The sequence below is a fragment of the Cellvibrio chitinivorans genome (assembly GCF_035117775.1).
Taxonomy (GTDB): domain Bacteria; phylum Pseudomonadota; class Gammaproteobacteria; order Pseudomonadales; family Cellvibrionaceae; genus Cellvibrio; species Cellvibrio chitinivorans.
In genome coordinates this window covers 1-21,145 of the sequence record NZ_JAYKKN010000003.1, presented here as the reverse complement: position 1 = coordinate 21,145, position 21,145 = coordinate 1, and the positions used below count along the sequence as shown (strand labels likewise).

9 protein-coding genes are annotated in these 21,145 nt (G+C 49.1%); 7 read left to right on the top strand and 2 right to left on the bottom strand.

Annotation, left to right across the window (positions count from 1 at the left end; genetic code table 11):
* Positions 1-313: 313 nt before the first annotated feature.
* Positions 314-514, bottom strand: coding sequence for an addiction module protein (locus tag SPL68_RS09945; protein WP_323814979.1), 201 nt, complete (start codon positions 512-514; stop codon positions 314-316).
* Between the two features lie 73 nt (positions 515-587).
* Entirely contained in the window at positions 588-1,646 is a 1,059-nt protein-coding gene (locus SPL68_RS09940; protein ID WP_323814978.1) for a DUF72 domain-containing protein, read from the bottom strand.
* A 128-nt stretch (positions 1,647-1,774) separates the two neighbouring features.
* Between SPL68_RS09940 and SPL68_RS09935 the strand changes: the two genes are divergently transcribed.
* The 7 genes from SPL68_RS09935 to SPL68_RS09905 all read left to right on the top strand — a co-directional run.
* On the top strand, positions 1,775-2,665 hold the full coding sequence (locus SPL68_RS09935; RefSeq protein ID WP_323814977.1) for an AEC family transporter: 891 nt from the start codon (positions 1,775-1,777) through the stop codon (positions 2,663-2,665).
* Between the two features lie 55 nt (positions 2,666-2,720).
* The gene (locus SPL68_RS09930) at positions 2,721-3,377 is read left to right on the top strand and encodes an aspartyl/asparaginyl beta-hydroxylase domain-containing protein (RefSeq protein ID WP_323814976.1); all 657 of its coding nucleotides are present in this window, start codon (positions 2,721-2,723) and stop codon (positions 3,375-3,377) included.
* Positions 3,370-4,527 carry a sulfotransferase family protein gene (locus SPL68_RS09925; RefSeq protein ID WP_323814975.1) on the top strand — a complete coding sequence of 386 codons (1,158 nt, stop codon included), beginning with the start codon at positions 3,370-3,372 and terminating at the stop codon, positions 4,525-4,527. The genes SPL68_RS09930 and SPL68_RS09925 overlap by 8 nt, the downstream gene beginning before the upstream one ends.
* Positions 4,520-5,032: a GNAT family N-acetyltransferase gene (locus tag SPL68_RS09920; protein ID WP_323814974.1), complete on the top strand. Its 513-nt coding sequence runs from the start codon at positions 4,520-4,522 to the stop codon at positions 5,030-5,032. Before SPL68_RS09925 ends, SPL68_RS09920 begins: the two co-directional genes overlap by 8 nt.
* A gap of 334 nt (positions 5,033-5,366) precedes the next feature.
* On the top strand, positions 5,367-5,930 hold the full coding sequence (locus SPL68_RS09915; RefSeq protein WP_323814973.1) for a phage tail protein: 564 nt from the start codon (positions 5,367-5,369) through the stop codon (positions 5,928-5,930).
* A gap of 162 nt (positions 5,931-6,092) precedes the next feature.
* On the top strand, positions 6,093-16,274 hold the full coding sequence (locus SPL68_RS09910) for a putative Ig domain-containing protein (RefSeq protein WP_323814972.1): 10,182 nt from the start codon (positions 6,093-6,095) through the stop codon (positions 16,272-16,274).
* A gap of 378 nt (positions 16,275-16,652) precedes the next feature.
* Positions 16,653-21,145 (top strand): Ig-like domain-containing protein (locus tag SPL68_RS09905; protein ID WP_323814971.1); only part of this gene is annotated, 4,493 nt, incomplete at its 3' end.

Below are 21,145 nucleotides of genomic sequence, written 5' to 3'. Positions count from 1 at the left end.
CTCTATGTGAGTTTTCTAGGTACGTTTTTTCCAATGAAGTGGGTTTTTGCGTGCATGAATAACACCTATTACTAATAGAGTGTCTTCAAGAATCACAAAATAAACCCCGTAGGGGAATCGGTTAATAAAAATCCGTCGTACCTGTTGGTAAGTCTCTTTATAGAAAAGAGGATTTTTTTGGATTTTGGTTAACGATTCTTCAATGCATTGCAGAAAATCCCGGCCCAGATTTTTTTGACAGGATTCGTAATACTAAAAGGCTTCAATGATATCTGCTTCGGCTTCTTTCCTTACCGATATTTGATACTCCATCTTACTTTTCCATAATCCTTTTTTTCACGGTTTCCCAGTTGTGACCTAAATCGCCATCTGTGGCCAAGGTGGTCAAGCGTTCATCCAGCAGCTCGATAAGTTCGTCTGAAATTTTGATCTCATCACTTCTTGTTTGAACACTATCCCAAAGCTGTTCTGCCAGCAAAATTCTTTCCGATATGCTAAGTGCTTGAATATTCATAGGATTCATATTCGTGTGTGATTGGGTGTGCGGAGTGTTGTTCAAATTATATACCCTATAAGTAAGGCCGGGGCTAATCGTTTTTCGGGTGCTTATTCGGAGTTGTTTTAGTGGAGGGGGACAACCGAATCGCCCGAGCCAATTCAATCACTGACAGAGGTGCAGAACCTTCTGCTTTATTACTGAGTGTGACAAATACGTTTTGCCCCGCACTTGCGGTGCCGGCAATCACGCGCACCAAGGCTGCGCGGGTTTCGGGGTCAGGGTCGATTATTTTGTCGTAAGGTTCATAGGCATCTTTAGCATCCTCATAGCCAAAGGCGCCATGCACCGGGTTTAAATTCCAGCGGCACACCAATGGCCCCGGCCAAAGCGCACGCAAGATTGGCAGTTGTTCATCAATGCGCGGCATTTTGGCGTGCAAGCCCATGCAATAAGTCGCGCCGGTATCGCGCAGGGCAGCGACAAATTGCGGGGTCAGCCATTGCGGATCGCGCACTTCCACTGCGACCACGCCATCGGGTGCGATAGGTTTTAATGCGGGAATTGCCTTCAGCAGCGCGTGTAATCGGTCGATTAATTTTGGCATTTGCGACAGCCAAGCGGCGGGCAGGGGGCTGATCTGAAATACCAGCGCCCCGAGTTTGTGCTGCAAGCCTTCAAGTGCGGGTTCGACAAACATCTGCACTGCTTCTTCGGCGTTTAAAAAATGTGAGTTGGGGCGCATGCCGCGGCCGGTTTCATCGCGAATCAGTGCATCGGTAATCAAACTCGGTGCTTTCACTACAAAGCGAAAATCCTGACTGACTTGCGACGCGTATTGGGCAAATTGCGCAACATTCAACGGGCGATAAAAGCTGCGGTCGATACTCACCGTGCGCATCAACGGATGCTGACTGTAAGCGCTAAGGCCAAAGCGCGATAAATTGGTTTCAGCGTAATCGCCATTCCACACTAATCCATCCCAACCGGGATAATTCCAGGATGAAGTTCCCAAGCGCAAATGCGCCGGCAGCGTCTGTGCAAGTTCAATTAATTCTGCCGATGGGGTAATCGGCTCAATTGCTTTGCTGGATTTTTTAGTGAGCTTGGCCGATGTGTTGTCCGCATCGCCGAATAAAGGGTTTTGCATAGTGATGACAAAATAATTAACAAAATTTGGTAGCAGCTTATAGCAGTGTTTTTCGGGTGTCAGCTATCGCCAAGCGGCGGGTGCCAGTAAGATGCGCGCTTCCTGTAGTTGATCCTTGGAACCTCCTTATGTTGAGCGAACTGCTCGCCATTCTCGCCCCGATTGTGATTTCCGTGAGCGCCGGATTTATCTGGGGCAAAACCGGCTCCGAATTTCCTGCGGATTTTATCTCGCGCATTGTGATGAACATCGGTACACCCTGTTTAATCATCAGCGCTATGGCAAAAGTCGATATAGACCCGCAAGTCATGGGGCAGGTGGCTTTGGCAACTGCAATCGTGATGAGTGCGATGGGCATTTTCGGCTGGCTGCTGTTGCGCTGGATGAAATTGGAAATTGCCACCTATCTGCCGCCGCTGGTATTCCCCAACAACGGCAACATGGGTTTGCCTCTGTGTTTATTCGCCTTCGGTCAAACCGGCCTCGCGCTCGCGCTGGGTTCATTTATGGTGATGATGGTCGCGACTTTCACAGTAGGCTTGCTTATCGTCAGCGATAGCGAAGGCGGAATTCGCGCGCGTATTGCTTCTATATTTAAGCAGCCGGTAATTCACGCGATGATCATTGCCGTCCTGCTGCTAATAACCGACACAGATTTACCACGCTGGCTCGCCAACACGCTCGACCTACTCGGCGGTATCGCCATCCCCTTAATGACCATCGCCCTCGGTGTTTCACTCGCCACTTTAAAAATTCATTTCTGGAAGCGCAGTTTGTTTTTTAGTCTTGTTCGTATCGGCGGCGGTTTGCTGTTAGGTTTCACTGCCTGTAAGTTTTTGGGGTTAACAGGTACTTCGCGTAATGTCGTGTTATTGCAATCTGCCATGCCTGTAGCAGTATTCAACTATTTGCTGGCTTTGCGTTATGGGCACAACCCGCAAGAAGTTGCAGCCATGGTATTAGTATCTACACTGGTCGCATTTATCGGTCTGCCATTTTTACTGATGGTGATTTTGTAAATTTAACCTCAACTGGGCAAAAGGGATTTCCAGTTAACTCATAGTGAGCCTGTGAATGGAAAATCCTGTTGCGCCTTCAAACGTTTGCTCTTCTAATTCCGCTGCTTCTGCGCGTATTGTTTCTTTCGCAAAGATTAATTGCGCTATATCGCTCACCGCTTTGCAAGCGGAAGTCGATGCTCTTTTGCATGTCTCGGTGGAAACTAATTCATGGGTCGATCACGTAAATAATAACGATTACCGCGGCGGCTGGGATGTATTACCACTGCGTTGTCAGCGCCAGCATTTGAATGCCCATTCTATATTGCAAGGTTTTGCGATTGCCGAAGGCGATGACTGGGAAAACTTACCGGTAATGGCACAGTGCTCGGAAATCCAAAGCGTTTTTAATCAATTGCAATGCCCGATTAAAGCCGCGCGCTTGATGCGCTTAAAAACCGGTGCCGAAATTAAACCCCATCGCGATCATCAATTAAGTATCGAATTTGGCGAGGCGCGTCTGCATGTTCCCATTCATACAAGTGATGCGGTAAGTTTTCTTGTCAACAATAAAAAAATTCCTATGGCGGCAGGCGAGCTTTGGTATTTCAATGCTGATCAAACTCACGAAGTTTACAATCGTGGCAGTGAGGACAGGATTAATCTGGTGATTGATTGTGTCGCTAACGACTGGCTACACGAACAAGTCCTGAGCGGTGCTGCAGATGAGTAATTATTTTACTGATTACTGTGCGTTGCTTGGTTCTCACGAGCAAATTATTCATTGCCAACAAGCCGACTCGCTGAGTGACTTGCTGATGCGGATTAAACAGCTTTGGAATTGCCCGCAATTGGATGATGAAAAATTGCTGGGCGAGATTAATCGTCTAAACCAAATGCCAGTAGACGACACAGTAGTGCTTGCAGGTAATTGGCTACCGCACCGCTATCAGCCTAAACGCAAGCAAGTGCATTGGCTAATTCCTGTTGGTCATGCGACTGAGCCGTTTCAAGACGAATATATTTCTCGTTGCTGCCAGAAATTATTCAATCAAATTATTCAGCCGCGCACTTCGTTGGAGGCTGTACATCGGCAGGCAACAAAAGTAGCGGATGTACAACCCGCCGGATTTATTTTTCATTTGTCGCGCTGTGGTTCAACGCTGTTATCGGGTTGTCTTTCCGAGTTGGATTTCACCTGTGTATTTTCTGAATCGCCTTTGTTAACCGAATTATTGTTGGATAAGCAGCTATCAACTGAAGAGCTAAAAACATCTCTGCGCGCGTTTATTGATTTACAAGCAGCGGCATTTCCCGATCGCCCACAGATGATTATTAAATGGAATGCCTGGGATATTTTTCAGTGGGAGTTAATTCGCGAGTTATATCCAAAAGTGCCGGTCATTTTTTTGGTGCGCAATCCGGTTGAGATATTGGCATCTCATCAAAAAATGCCGGGCAGGCATATGGCTGGGGATTTGAGTTTGGCGCATTTGCATCCGTTTTTTTTGTCCAGCACTGATATGCCTGTAGTTGCTGGTCGGATAACCGTACTTCAAGCCTTGTTAGAGGCGTTCTTGTTTCACCAACATCAAGGCTTGATGTTGGATTATTCACATTTAACGGCGGCAACTATCGCTGAACTGTTAATGCGCTGGCGGCTTGTGAGTGACAATACGGCGAATGCAAGTGAGTCGCCTTGGTGCAAGCGCATGGCGTTTAACTCCAAAGTTCCTAAGCAAGTGTTTATGGAAGATATACTGGAAAAACAGTCAGCCTTTTCGAAGGAGAATGTGTTGTTAATCGAGCAGGAGTTGAGTGAGATTTATCAGCAGGTTTTTGCGGCTTGTTTTATGAACACAGGAAAAGTACATCATGCATAACCTGCCAGAATTACCCGATGGTTTTGTGCTGCGCGACATTATCGCTGCCGATCATTCCTTTTTGCTGGCGTTGTTTCGCTCTACCCGTGAGCAACTGGCCTATCTGCCTTTGGCTGCTGCGCAATTGGATATGCTGTACGAGCAGCAATACCAGCTCCAACAGCATTTCTACACGCAGCAGTTTCCTCAGGCTTGGCATTGGCTGGTGGAAGTTAAGGGGGAATGCGCGGGGAAGTTAGTGGTAAACCCTGGCGAGGGCTGGGTTCACTTGGTGGATATCAGTTTGATCCCTCATGCTCGCGGTCAGGGGCTAGGTCAGCAGTTGTTAAAAGCTCTGCAGGTTTGGGCGGAATCACAAGGCTGCGGTATTAGCTTGCAGGTGGATAGGCACAACCTGCGCGCTAAAAACTTGTACTTGAGTTTGGGATTTCGTGAGGTGCTGCAAGGTGAAACTCATGAGCGCTTATGTTGGCAGGCGTTATCTGTTAATAGCGTGGAAATCTGAGGGCTGTTATTGGGTGTAATGGCGATAGGTAGGCATTGTGAATATGCTTTTTTGGCTGAGCCTTTAGTATCGAAAATGCAAAAAATTATAAGCTGAATATTTTTTAGGCTTTTTTTATGTTAACGGCTAAGCTAGCAGAATCGGATTCGATGATAGTCCTATCCTCCGGCTCTGCTTTAAGGGAGTGGTAGGGGAGGCAGGCTCACTGGAGTAGTCAAGGTTGCGATTATCTAAAAGGGCATGTTTACCAACAAGGGAATTAACCGGGTGATTTATTACCCATCTCAATAATTGAGGTATTAGCCTCACATATAAAATGTATTAAGGAGAATTTATGGATCAGTTTTTAGGTGAAATTCGCATGTTTGCCGGTAATTTTGCTCCTCGTGGTTGGGCATTTTGCGAAGGTCAATTGCTCGCCATCTCATCAAACACCGCATTGTTTTCCTTGCTCGGCACTGTCTATGGTGGCGATGGAAGAACTACTTTTGCGCTGCCGGATTTGCGTGGTCGCGCGCCGATTGGTGTTGGTTCTGGTCCTGGCTTATCACCGGTGGCACAGGGGCAAAAATCAGGTGTTGAATCTGTCCATCTGACCGTTAATGAGTTGCCCGTGCATGCACCTCAAGTAACTGTTCAAGTTGCAGTACCCGCTGTGGCAGCAAGCACCAATGTGGCCGCAGCCCCATCAGACACTACTGTGCTTGGCCCTGTCACCGGTGGTGGTCGCCCCGGTACTCTGTACAGTACCGATGCAGCCGATACCACCCTGAAACCTTTCAATGCCAACGTTACTGTCACCCCAATGGGTGCTGGCGCCGCTGTACCTGTGCGTAATCCTTATTTGGGGATGAACTACATTATTTGCACACAGGGGATCTTCCCTTCGCGTAATTAATCGGCAGTTGTTGTACTGGGCACAAAGGATCTGTGCCTGTTTCTTATCTATTTGGTATTGGGGATTGTCATGTACAGGAATTGGTTCTTTGGTATCGCTTATCAGGCTTTAGACTTTATGAAAAACAAAATTCAACGCAGCTTTCTGTTAGTTGGAGTTTTTATGTTTACGGCGGTCGTGTCGGTTAGCGTGAATGCGGCGGTGCCTACGGACGAAAATTTCGATGGTGTTGCTTTGGGTGATGTTGGCGGCACAATGAGCTTTGGGACTCCAGGTGCACCAAGAACAATTAATAACTGGACATTTACTTTACTCAATGCGGCGGGTACCCAAGATACGAGCATTAATGCTTATGTTGATGTTACAAATGATTCGGGTTTTACATCGCTCGCAGATGATGGTGCTGATAAAGCCGCATTACTTAACGGTAATTTTGCGGGAGGTACCGGAAATGCGGCAGCAGTATTCAAGGCTACCCTGGGTGAAGAATTTGCATTTATTTCTGTTCGGGTGGAAAACGGTGCTTCAGCGGGCACCGATTATCGTTTGGTGGGGTATTTAAATGGCAGCCCAGCTTCGGGAGCCACTCAAAATTTTAATGCTGGAGCTTTTGGTTCCGGCGGCACTTTGGTTACTGTCACGGGAGTCGTTTGGCAGTATCTGGATGAAATTCGCGTTGTGCGTCAAAATGGCGCTACTGATGTTTCTATCTATATAGATGATATTGACATTGGCCCAGCCGTATCCCCCGACGCCACTCCCCCCACAGTAACCTCTGTCAACTCCAGCACTGCCGATGGCGCCTACAAAGTAGGTGACGTCATTAGTATTCAAGTCAACTTCAGCGAACCCGTTACGGTAAACACCGGCGGCGGTACACCGCAGTTGACGCTGGAAACCGGTACAACTGATCGCACAATTAACTATGCGTCCGGGTCGGGTACCAGCACATTGACTTTCAACTACACAGTGCAAGCGGGTGATACCACCGCTGACCTAGATTATGTTGCGTCCACGTCACTGACATTGAATGGCGCCACTATTCGCGATGCGGCCAGCAATAATGCAACCCTGACCTTACCAAGCCCCGGCGCTGCTAACTCTTTAGGAGCAAATAAAGCCCTAGTGATTGATGGTGTTGCACCAACTGTGAGTAGCGTTAGTGTTCCTGCCAACGCAACCTATATCACAGGCCAGAATTTAGATTTCACGATTAATTTCAATGACAATGTGACGGTCAATACCGGAGGCGGTACACCACAATTATCCATTACTGTTGGTGCGACAACTCGTCAAGCAACCTATCAAAGTGGTTCGGGAACCGGGGCATTATTATTCCGTTACACCGTTCAAGCTGGAGAGTCTGATGCAGATGGTATTGCTGTCGGCACTTTGAGTGCGAATGGCGGTACCTTGCGCGATGCTGCTTCTAATGACGCTAACCTGACCCTCAATAGTGTAGGGGCAACAGCCTCGGTATTAGTTGATGCAACTGCGCCAGCAGTTACATCCGTGACTGTTCCAGCTAATGCTACTTATATCGCAGGACAAAACTTGGATTTCACCATTAACTTCGGTGAAAACGTTACAGTCAATACTGGAGGCGGTACACCACAATTATCCATTACTGTTGGCGCGATAACTCGTCAAGCAACCTATCAAAGTGGTTCGGGAACCGGGGCATTATTATTCCGTTACACCGTTCAAGCGGGAGAGTCTGATGCAGATGGTATTGCTGTCGGCACTTTGAGTGCGAATGGCGGTACCTTGCGCGATGCTGCTTCTAATGATGCTAACCTGACTCTTAATAGCGTGGGGTCAACAACCTCAATATTAGTCGATGCAGCCGCTCCCAGTGTCACCAGTATCGCACCTACTGGTTCACCTGCTGCCAATGCGGCAAGCATGGATTTTGCGGTGGCCTTTGATGAATCTGTCAGCAATATCTCTACCGATGACTTTACCTTGGTCTCTACAGATTCAGCGTCGGGCACTATTGCCAGCGTCTCGGCTGCTTCTGGTTCCAGTGTCACTGTCACCGTCAATGCCATCACAGGTACTGGCACGCTCAAATTAAATTTGAATGGTTCGACCAATATTGTTGATGCTGCGGGCAATGGCATAGCTGCATATAGCAGCGGCACCACGCACACAGTTGATCGCGATGCGCCTGCCGCACCAAGCACACCAGATTTGGATGCTGCCTCTGACACTGGCGCTTCCAATACTGACAATGTCACCAGCGACAATACTCCCACCTTTACCGGCACTGCCGAAGTCAATGCTACGGTGACAATTATTTCGTCATTGAGCGGCACGCTTGGCACAACGACGGCCGATGGCTCCGGTGATTGGAGTTATACCGCAGGCGCTATGGTGAATGGCATTCACAACATCACTGCTACGGCGACTGATGCGGCAGGCAATGTCAGCAGTGCATCGGCGGCTTTGGCGGTCACTATCGATGGCCCGGTTACCGTAACTACCAATGCTGATTCGGGTGCGGATGCAACTATTGATGGCAGTCTGGCGACAGATATAGCCGATGGTGGTGGTTTATCCCTGCGAGAGGCTTTGGCCTATGTAACAGCAGGCGGCACGGTTGATTTTGCGGCGGGCTTGAGCGGCACCACTATAACTCTGGGCGCACCTCTATCTGTGCCAGCGAGCATCACTTTGGATACAGACGCACTAGGAGAGGCGACTATTACTGGCAGTACCTTCACGCTGATGGGTAGCCTTAATTTAACTAATGGCACTGACGATAAATTAACGCTGGCGAGCGAATTGACCGGAGTAGGTGCTTTAATCAAAGCGGGTGCGGGCCGCTTGATCCTGACCAATGCCAACAACACAAACAGCTACTCTGGCACCACCATGGTCAGTGCAGGTGAGTTGAGCATTGGCAGTGATAGCAATTTGGGTTCAGGTGCTCTCTCTATAGCCAGTGGCAGCATACTCGACATCACAGGTGCTACCACTATCGACAATGCGATTGCCCTGAGTGGCAATGCCACAATCAGCAACTCAGCAGCGGTGACTTTGTCTGGCACTATTAGCGGTACGAATAACCTAACCAAATCAGGTTCGGGCACGCTGACTTTATCGGGTACCAACAGCTACGGAGGTACTACGGTTAGTGCAGGCACTTTAAGTATTGCTGATGATGCGAATTTGGGGTCTGGTGGTATCACGTTAAATAACAGCACTCTTGCAGTGACAAGCGCTGGCACAATCGATAACGCGATTACTTTAGCTAATGACGGCACATTGAACCTGGCCGCTGCAACTAGCCTTACAGGTGAGCTTTCCGGGCAATATCGACTGGCAAAATGGGGTCTTGGTGACTTAACCATCGCCAACAGTAATAACGCTAACATGACTGGTGAAATTGCTGTTTTCGAAGCGGATTTATTGGTCGCTGATGGTTCCTACATGCCGAGCACAGTTGTTTTACGTGGCGGTAATCTAATTTTTACGGATACAACAACAGTATCGTCTGTGATTGCCATACAGGCTAATGCAACCATCTCGAACGATAATGATGTCGCATTGAATAACGTAATCGAGTTGAGCGATTCCAATCACACCCTGACCAAGGCGGGTACAGGAAGGCTAACTCTGGCCAGTACCGCCAACTCTCAATTCATGGCAGGTAATGTTGTTGTCGCCAGCGGGATTTTGTCGGTTAGTGATGATCGTCATCTTAACTCCGGTGATATCACGATTAATGGTGGGACTCTGGCTATCACTGCTACTGGTATCTACGACAATAATCTTGTCATTGGTGCAAGTAACGCTGTGATTGAAGTGCCCAATAATGTGACTGCAACGCTTGTAGGTGGGCTCACTGGTGTTGGGGGGCTGGGTAAAACTGGCATGGGCTCACTCGGATTGAGTGGGACAGGTAGTTTCACTGGTGCCACCACGGTTTCGGCCGGCGCGCTGTTGGTTAATGGCAGTACCGCCAGCGGTACCACGGTTGCTAGCGGCAGTTTGTTGGGCGGCGCCGGCACTATGGGGGGCAATGTCACCGTGCAGAGCGGCGGTACTCTCTCACCGGGCAACAGCGCCGGCTCCTTAATCATCAACGGCAATCTGAGCATGAACGCTGGCAGCACGCTGGCCTTGGAAATCAATGGCTCTACTGCTGGAGTTCAGTACGATCGGCTGCTGGTCAATGGCACGGTAAGTGTTGCGGGTGCTACCGTGTCTGCTACCCATAATTACACCGCTGGGCAGGGGGATTTTTACACCATCATCGTCAACGATGGCGTTGATGCAATTGTCGGCACCTTTAGTGGGCTGAGTGAAGGCGGTACGCTGACGGCGGGTGGTAACAGCACAGTGTTAACTGCTAGCTACGCAGCTGGAACCGGCAATGATTTCATCCTGATTGCACCTATCAATACAGCCCCGGTTATTGCCGATCTCAACGGCGATTCCATCTCCTTTATTGAAGACAGCACGGCGATCTTGTTGGATGCAAATAGCAATGCAACCGTAATCGATGCCGACTCGGCCGATTTCAATGGTGGTAATGTGACTGTCGCTATCACCAGTGGCCGTGTAGATGCGGAAGATGTTCTTTCTATTCGCAATCAAGGAACTGGGGCAGGGCAGATTGGCCTTTCTGGCGCGGATGTCACTTATGGCGGTGTGCAAATTGGTACTGTAAACCTCAATGGCGGTACTGGTTCTACTAATCTGATTATCAGCCTCAATAGCTCAGCAACACCCGCAAGTGTTCAGGCGCTTGTGCGTAACCTGACTTACATCAACACCAATACCACTGAGCCAACTACGACTTCTCGTACAGCGAGTGTGACCATTAATGATGGCGATGGCGGAACCAGTACGGCTGCGAATGTGACTGTTGGCGTTACAGCTACGAATGATGCCCCCACACTGACGGCCACCGCTGCAAACCCAACCTTTACCGAAGGTGGTTCTGCTGTTGCGCTGTTTAGCGGCGCGCTTATCAATACCGTTGAAGCGGGTGAATCCATCAATTCACTGGTACTGACGGTTGCTAATCTGGCAAACGGTAGCGATGAGGTTCTCTCTGTAGATGGCACAAATATCCAGTTAACCAATGGCAACTCGACCACAACCTTAACTAACGGGTTTAACGCTAGTGTCTCTGTGGTGGCAACTACAGCAACGGTAACGCTAAGCAAGCTTGCAGGTGTATCTGTTGCGGATGCGCAAACGGTCGTGAATGGCATTACTTACGCCAACAGCAGTATTACGCCAATCGGCGCTAATCGTGTCGTCACTATCACATCGCTACAAGACAGCGGCGGTACTGCCAATGGCGGTGTAGATACTTTTAACCCGAATATTGCCTCGACCGTGACTATCGATGCGGTTAACAGTGCGCCAGTGGTGACAACAACAGCCGATGCAACCGATTTTGTAGAGGGTAATAACGTCGCGTCAGTACCGGTGATTATCGATGCAGGATTCACTGTGACTGATGCAGACAATACGACTCTGGCATCTGCAACGGTCAGTATCACGACGGGCTTTGCAACAGCGGAAGACGTGCTTGCCTTCACTAATGACGGCGCGACTATGGGCAATATCGCTGCCAGCTACGATGCAGGCACAGGTGTTCTGACGCTGACATCCAGTAGTGCTACCGCAACTCTTGCTGAGTGGCAAGCAGCTCTGGCGGCTGTTACTTACACCAATTCATCCGATGCTCCATCAACTGCAACTCGCACCATCAGTTTTGTTGTCAATGACGGTACTGATGACAGTATTGCAAGCACCAAAGACGTGACTGTCACAGCGACTAATGACGCGCCGATTTTCTTGAACTCTCCATCTCTCTTGGTTGCTCAGGATGCAAATTACAGCTACATCCCATCTGTGACTGATGCGGACTCCGTGCTACTGGTATTCAGTATTACCAATCAACCTGTGTGGGCGAGCTTTAATCCGTCGACTGGTGAATTAAGCGGTGCGCCAAATGCTGTTGATGTTGGGGTTTTTGCAAGCATTGTGATCAGTGTGAATGATGGTGTTGAAACCGTGAGTTTGCCTGCATTCGATATTACCGTGACTAATGTAAATGACGCGCCAACCATCGGCGGTCTGCCAGCCACATCGGTAGCACAGGATACGCCTTACAGCTTCACTCCATCTGCCGATGATATTGATGTAGGTGATGTATTGACTTTCAGCATCACCAATAAACCCAGCTGGGCTGTGTTTGATCCTGCAACGGGTGCCTTAACGGGTACGCCAACCAATGCGGATGTAGGTACTACCACCGGTATCGTGATCACCGTGAGTGATGGCAGCTTGAGTGCCAGTCGTCCGGCCTTTGATCTGACCGTCACCAACGTGAACGATGCGCCGGTCATCAGCGGTACACCTGCTACCTCAGTTGATCAGGATGTGGCTTACAGCTTCACCCCAACTGCAAGTGATATTGATGTGGGCGATGTATTGACCTACAGCATCACCAATAAACCCAGCTGGGCTGCGTTTGACCCTGCAACGGGTGCATTAACGGGTACACCAACCAATGCGGATGTAGGCACTACCACCGGTATCGTGATCACCGTGAATGACGGCACTGTGGATGTGAGCCTTGCTCCGTTCAACTTGACCGTCACCAACGTGAACGATGCCCCAGTAATCAGCGGAACACCTACAACTTCGGTCGATCAGGATGTTGCTTACAGCTTCACTCCAACTGCAAGTGATATTGATGTAGGCGATGTGTTGACCTACAGCATCACCAACAAACCAAGCTGGGCTGTATTTGATCCTGCAACTGGCGCCTTAACGGGTACGCCAACCAATGCGGATGTAGACACTACCACTGGTATCGTGATTACTGTGAATGACGGCACTGTGGATGTGAGCCTTGCTCCGTTCAACCTGACCGTCACCAACGTGAACGATGCCCCAGTAATTAGCGGCACACCAACTACCTCAGTTGATCAGGATGTTGCTTACAGCTTCACTCCAACTGTAAGTGATATTGATGTGGGCGATGTGCTGACCTACAGCATCACCAACAAACCAAGCTGGGCTGTGTTTGATCCTGCAACTGGCGCCTTAACCGGTACGCCAACCAATGCGGATGTAGGTACTACCACCGGTATCGTGATCACCGTGAATGACGGCACTGTGGATGTGAGTCTTGCTCCGTTCAGCTTGACCGTCACCAATGTGAACGACGCACCAGTCATTAGCGGCACACCCACTACCTCAGTTGATCAGGATGTTGCTTACAGCTTCACTCCAACTGTAAGTGATATTGATGTGGGCGATGTGCTGACCTACAGCATCACCAACAAACCAAGCTGGGCTGTGTTTGATCCTGCAACTGGCGCCTTAACCGGTACGCCAACCAATGCGGATGTAGGTACTACCACCGGTATCGTGATCACCGTGAATGACGGCACTGTGGATGTGAGCCTTGCTCCGTTCAACTTGACCGTCACCAATGTGAATGATGCCCCAGTCATCAGCGGTACACCTGCTACTTCGGTTGATCAGGATGAGGCTTACAGCTTTGTTCCAACCGCAAGCGATGTTGATACAGATGCGATATTGACGTTCACCATCACCAATAAACCAACTTGGGCAGCGTTCGACACTGCAACTGGCGCCTTGACTGGTACTCCAGTTAAAGCCAACGTAGGGGTTACAACTGGCATCATCATCACTGTCAGCGATGGTGTTGATACAGCGAGCTTGCCCGCCTTCGATTTGACTGTCGTTAACGTCAACGCAGAGCCGGTAATCAGCGGTACTCCGACGCTGAGTATCGATATGGATACGCTCTACAGCTTCGCACCTGTTGCTAGCGATCTCGATATTGCTGATGTATTGAGCTTCACCATCAGCAACAAACCGGCTTGGGCGATGTTTGATGCGATCACCGGTGAGCTGACTGGTACGCCGACCGAGGCTGACGTAGGTGTGTTTGCCAACATCATTATCACTGTGAGTGATGGTGTGCTGAGTGCGAGCCTGCCAGCGTTCAACCTTGAGGTAATCCGCACCATAGATCCGCTGCAACCGATAGTGACTGCACCGGCCGATATCGTCATCAATGCAACCGCGTTGTATACGCCGGTGAGTCTGCGTCAGTTGTTGAGCTTGAGTGCTTCTGCAACGCAAGATGAAGTGGATGCACTGCTGAACTCTATGGCGAGCGATGGTGTGAGCGGTAATACCTGTTGCACCACTAATCCGGAAGGATTAAATGTGAACAACGCGCTGTTACTGCCGCCCGGTCGTCATGAAGTGAAGTGGAACGCAACCAACGCGGCCGATGTGACCGGTAGCGCTACGCAAATCGTAGATATCCGTCCGCTGGTGTCGTTCAGCAAATCACAAATCGCGATTCGCGGTAGTGCGGTGGAATTCCATGTACTGCTAAACGGCAAGGCACCGGAATATCCATTCACCGTGGCTTACGAGATAGATGCTGCCAGCACCGCGGGTACGGGCGAACACAATTTGGTGAACGGCACCGTTGAATTCGCGACCGCAGGGCAGGTGAAAGCAGTAGTGCCGGTGCAACTGGCTAGCTTGAGTGGTTTGTCCGACAGCGAACTGATCGTACGTTTGGCGGATGGCCTCAACGCCGGTGTAGCCAATACCCATCGCATCAGTATCCGCGAAGGTAATATCGCGCCAATGCTTAGCTTGCGTTTAAGCCAAAACGGTGTGAATACCGCCAATATCACCCCAACCGATGGCCCGGTGACGGTTACTGCAACCGTAGTTGACCTGAACCCCGGTGATACCCACAGCTTCGACTGGTCTGCGACCGATTCAGTATTGGCCGATACCGATGGCAATCCGGTTGATGCAACACTGGTGTTTGACCCAGCCAATCTGACTGGTCGTCATCAGGTGCAACTCACCGTTACCGATGCCGGTGGTGCAAGCGCCAACGTGCAGCTTTACTTCCGCGTAGTAGCCAGCCAGCCGGTATTGAGTGCTGATGTGGATACCGACGGCGATGGTATCGATGACCTAACGGAAGGCTATGGCGACACTTCTGGCAATGGCATACCGGATTATCTGGACAACATGCCATCCACCAACGTAGTGCCGCAGCAGGGCAGTGCTACAACCTCCTACCTGATCGAATGTGATCCGGGTGTGCGTTGTGGTCTTGGTTTATTCGCTCTGGGCAGCAACTCCGGCGGGGTACAAATCCTTGACGAAGAGTTGGGCACTATGACCGACTTGGTTGCAGATACTACCTTCGAACCAGTGGGGGGCATCTTCGACTTTGTGATTCGCGATCTGCCAACACCGGGCCAAAGCGTGCGCATTGTTATCCCGCAAGCTGCGGCGATTCCCGCCAATGCGACCTATCGCAAGTATCAGGAAGGTCGTTGGGTCAGCTTTATTGAGAATGCCAACAACGCCATCTTCTCGGCACCGGGCAACCCAGGTTATTGCCCACCACCGGGCAACCCTGAATGGACGAGCGGCTTAACCGAAGGTCATCTGTGTGTGCAATTGACCATCGAGGATGGCGGCCCGAACGACGATGACGGCTTGGTGAACTCGGCCGTTGCCGACCCAGGTGCGGTAAGTGTGGAGCTGGAGGTCGTTGAGCCGCCGCCACCACCAGAACCAAAACCACCGGTTGAGGTGAAATCCAAAGGTGGCGGTGCAATGGGCGGACTTTGGTTGTTAGTGTTAGGAGGATTGATGTTATTTAAACGTGTAAAACCGGTTTGGATTGCCTTGGCTGCGCTGGTAGCAGCCTCGGTCAATACCCAAGCGGCCGAGAACAAAGGCTTTTATCTGCGTGCCGATATCGCCGGCGTCACCAGCAGTGTGGAGAAAGAAGATTTTTCGTCTGTTTTGTCGGCGGCAGGTTACGACTTCAATATCAATCGTTTTGATGCGAGCCGCTCCGGCTTTCAGCTCGCGCTGGGTTTGCAGTGGGAGCGTCATTTGTACACCGAACTTGGCTATCTGGACTTGGGCGATGTAAAAGTGGATTTAACACTCGATGGCGAAACTGACTTGGGGGATTTCTCGCAAGACTTCGCTGCCAGCTATCCACTCAGTGCTGAAGGTCTGACGTTAGTGCAGGGCATCATGCTCACGCCGGATGCGCCAATTAAAATTTCCGCTGAAGTTGGCGTGTTTATCTGGCGCAATAAAATCGATATCGAAGAGCAAGTATTTGCTGTCGATAAAGACGAAGGTGAAGACGTATTAGTTGGTGTAAAACTGGATATTCCAGTAGATGATAAATTCGGATTTGGTGTTGGCCTGCGCCGGATTTATTTTGATGATCAAACAACGAATGTATTTTCGCTAATCGGTAGTTATCACTTTTAGAAAAAGAAATTTTTTGGGTAACGACTGAATTTTTAGCTATATGTAAATAAAAAGAGGAAGGTGGGTTATCGCCTTCCTCTTTTTTTATTTTTGTGGTTTTGCTTGCTGTTTTTAGTTGGCTTCATAAAATGCCGCGCTGAATTGTTTTCTCTTTTTTGAATGCTAGTCTTTAAGCAAATTCTTTCTTAATGAATGATTCTGCTTGTCATTTTTCTGTCCTTGTTTGTCTTTATTTTTTTCGAAATTAAAAATTAGTTAATAAATTGACGTTTTGGGGTGTTTATGTCGCAGCTTAAGTTGATACTTCTTGGGCTTTACGGGTTTTGTGTTACCGCTACAAACAATTTGCGCATATGCATATTGGCAACAATTTTTTTAATGAGTACGCCTCAAATCGTCTTCGCTGCGCCAAATCAAGTTGTCGGTTGGCCTGGCGCAACGGTTTATGTGCGTCCAGGTGAGGCAAGTTATAACTGGACTTGGGGGCTGGATACCGTGAACGGATCTGTACAAATTACCCAAGTTTCATTCTGGAATGTGCCTCCCCAAGGCTCAAGTTTTAACTGGTATTTGGACTATGGTTACTTTCAATACAGCATCGACTCGGGCGCAAATTGGACAACTTATAATGTTACTGATACATCTAGCAGCGACCGTAAAACAACTGCGGGGCAGCTTTGGCGCTTTGTAAATACTAATATCCAGGGAGCACCTGCATCTGCTCAAGAGGATCGAATTGGATTTGGTTTTACAGCGGGTGGGGTTGATTACGGTACGAGTGGTTTTGCGATAAAAGAAGATGCCGCCCCCACTGATATTAATAGCTCTAATACAGCAGGTTTTGTTGTAAGTGATGCGCCAGTCAATGGAGTAATCACTACATTTACTCCGGTCGATACTGGTCTGACGACTAATGGTCATTGGTCCATTGATAGTCAAACCCATGCCGGTGCTTTTTCTCTGGATTCCAATCCATTAACCGGTAATACCGCGAAACTTATTTTATCTGATCCATCCCAACTGCCTGCTGATGGGCAGCAAACGTCGGTTACCGTTAGGTATCACGATATTTATCAAACCGATTCGTCTGGAGTGCCGATTGCGGGACAAGGTTACTCAGAGACATTCTCATACACTGTCAAAGGTGCATCTTACGATTTGGATTTTTCTGCGGACATTGCTGTAAATGACACATCAAGTGATACAGCAAATCAGTGGCAACCAGTTATTGCCACTTTGACAAATGGTAATTATGTCGTGGTCTGGTCTGATGAATCTAATGGCGGAATCTATGCGCAGCGTTTTAGCAATCTGGGTGTGGCTATTGGCGCGGCAATCACAGTGGACAGTGATGCTAATGCATCTCGCCCAAGTGCTATTGCGCTTTCAGGTGGAAAGTGGGTTGTTGTTTATACGGACTATTCAAGTTACGACATTAACTATCGCATAGTGGATAGTAGTGATCAGGTTGGTGCTAAACAGCTCGCAGCTACTGGCGAATGGGATCAATATAGCGCCATAGCTGTTGCAGCGAATGCGGCTGGTGATAGTTTTGAAGTTGTATGGAATCTTGCTGATTACACCACAATTAAACGGGCTGCTTTTAATGATGCGGGTGTGCAGATTGGTGTTACTGAAACCTTGGGTTCAGATTGGGGCTATTCACCATCTATAGCTATATTGTCCGGCGGTGAGAAGGTGACAGCAAATGTGGATGGTGTTAGCTATGCAGGCATTTATCTGAGCCTGAATGGGACTTTGCTAAACCCGTTATCTCTCATTGGTGATACATGGGAAGTGCCGGCTATTGCTCCAGTGGGGGCTGGGTTTGTATTAGTGTGGAGTAGCGGTGACTCGCAATCGATTTATGCGCAGATCTACGACAATACTGGTACAGCCACTTCTTCTGTAATTACTGTTAATAGCGAGACTGGTACTTTAGGTGGGCCTCAGGTTAGCACTTTATCTGACGGTAGTTTTGTTGTTGTATGGAATGTAGCAGATCTTGATGGAAGTGGATTAAGTGTTCATGGGCGTCGATTTGCTGCTGATGGAACAGCTCTTGATGCAACCGAGTTTCAAGTTAATGAGTTGCGTTATGGGGATCAAAACTATGCTGTCGTGACAAGTTTAAGTGATGCGCGCTTTGCAGTTGCTTGGGTGGATTCAATTACCGGTAAAACCACCGGCGCTGATATAGAAACGCGCGTGCTATTAAATGCTGGTCTTCCGCTGACCGTTAGTATTGCTAGTGATAAGTCCAGTGTGAAAGCTGGTGAAACGGCGATACTGACGTTCACCTTGAGCGAAGCAAGCAGTGATTTTGTGGCAGGAGATATCAGTGTAACTGGTGGGGTTTTATCAAATTTTGCAGGGAGCGGAACCAGTTATACTGCAACGTTCACTCCAACTGCAAATAGTACTGCAATGGCCACTATTGATGTGGCTGCCGCTACTTTTACCAATGCCGGTGGTGATGACAATACTGCCGCCACTCAATTGTCTATTGCCGTTGATACCCAACGCCCCACTGCAACCATTGTGATGGCAGATAGTGCTTTGGCGATAGGCGAAACCAGTTTGGTTACCTTCACATTCTCTGAAGCCGTGACCGGATTTACCAACGTCTATCTAACCATCACCAATGGTTCATTGAGTACGGTGAGTTCAGCGGATGGCGGCGTGACTTGGACAGCAACTTTCACTCCGATTGCCGGCGCTAATGCAGCGATCAATGCCATCACTCTCGATAACACCGGTGTAACAGATACAACGGGTAATACGGGTACAGGTACAACTGACTCCAATAATTATGTGGTTGATACTCTGCGCCCAACGGCAACGATTGTAATGGCAGACACCGCATTGTCTGCTGGTGAAACCAGTCTGGTTACTATTACCTTCTCTGAGGTAGTGACAGGTTTTACCAATGCCGATTTAACCATTGCAAATGGTTCACTGAGTGCAGTGAGTTCATCTGATGGCGGCATAACTTGGACAGCAACTTTTACTCCTTCTGCGAGTACCAACGCTTCAACTAATGTCATCTCATTGAACAACACTGGTGTGACAGATACAGCAGGTAATTCAGGGGCGGGTACAACTAGCTCCGATAATTACGCGATCAATACCCAGATTCCAAGCGTAGTGAGTATTGTGGTTGCCGATACAGCATTAGCTGTTGGTGAAACCAGTTTGGTGACCTTCACTTTCTCGGAGGCAGTAACAGGGTTTACCAATGCCGATCTAACCATTGCGAATGGCTCATTGAGTGCGGTTAGCTCATTGGACGGCGGTATTACCTGGACAGCAACATTTACGCCGTCTGCCAGTATTACCAGCGCAACCAACGTCATCACTTTGGATAACACTGGCGTAGTAAATACAGCGGGTAATGCAGGCACAGGAACTACAAGCTCCAACAACTACGCTATCGATACCCAGCGCCCCACCGCAACTATTGTGATGGCGGATAGTGCCTTGGCGATTGGTGAAGCGAGTTTAGTTACCTTCACCTTTTCTGAAGCAGTAACAGGGTTTACCAACGCCGATTTAAGCATCGCTAATGGTTCCTTAAGTGCGGTGAGTTCAGCGGATGGTGGTGTGACTTGGACGGCAACGTTTACTCCTACTGCTGGCGCTAATGCGGCGACCAATGCCATCACTCTCGATAACACCGGTGTAACCGATGCTGCGGGCAATGCGGGTACGGGCACAACAGATTCCAACAATTACGCGATTGATACCCAGCGTCCAACAGTAACAATTGTGGTGACAGATACGGCATTGGCTGCGGGTGAAACCAGTCTGGTTACTTTTACTTTCTCGGAAGCAGTGACTGGATTTACCAACGCTGATGTAAGCATTGCCAATGGTTCGCTGAGCACAGTGAGTTCATCGGATGGTGGTGTGACTTGGACAGCCACTTTTACTCCATCGTCCAACACTAATACTGCAACCAATCTCATCACAGTGGATAACACCGGTGTAACGGATGCAGCAGGAAATGCGGGTGCAGGAACAACGGACTCCAATAACTTTGCGATCAATACCCAGATTCCAAGCGTAGTGAGTGTTGTGGTCGCCGATACTGCATTGGCTGTTGGTGAAACCAGTTTGGTGACGTTCACTTTCTCTGAGGCAGTAACAGGGTTTGATAACGCCGATTTAATCATCGCCAATGGTTCGCTGAGCACAGTTAGCTCATCTGACGGCGGTATTACCTGGACAGCAACATTTACACCGTCTGCCAGTATTACCAGCGCAACCAATGTCATCACTTTGGATAACACTGGTGTAATAAATACAGCGGGTAATGCGGGAACAGGCACTACAAATTCCAACAATTACGCTATCGATACCCAACGTCCCACTGCAACCATTGTGATGGCGGATAGTGCCTTGGCGATAGGCGAAACCAGTTTAGTTACCTTCACCTTTTCTGAAGCAGTAACAGGGTTTACCAACGCCGATTTAAGCATCGCTAATGGTTCCTTAAGTGCGGTGAGTTCAGCGGATGGTGGTGTGACTTGGACGGCAACGTTTACTCCTACTGCTGGCGCTAATGCGGCGACCAATGCCATCACTCTCGATAACACCGGTGTAACCGATGCTGCGGGCAATGCGGGTACGGGCACAACAGATTCCAACAATTACGCGATTGATACCCAGCGTCCAACAGTAACAATTGTGGTGACAGATACGGCATTGGCTGCGGGTGAAACCAGTCTGGTTACTTTTACTTTCTCGGAAGCAGTGACTGGATTTACCAACGCTGATGTAAGCATTGCCAATGGTTCGCTGAGCACAGTGAGTTCATCGGATGGTGGTGTGACTTGGACAGCCACTTTTACTCCATCGTCCAACACTAA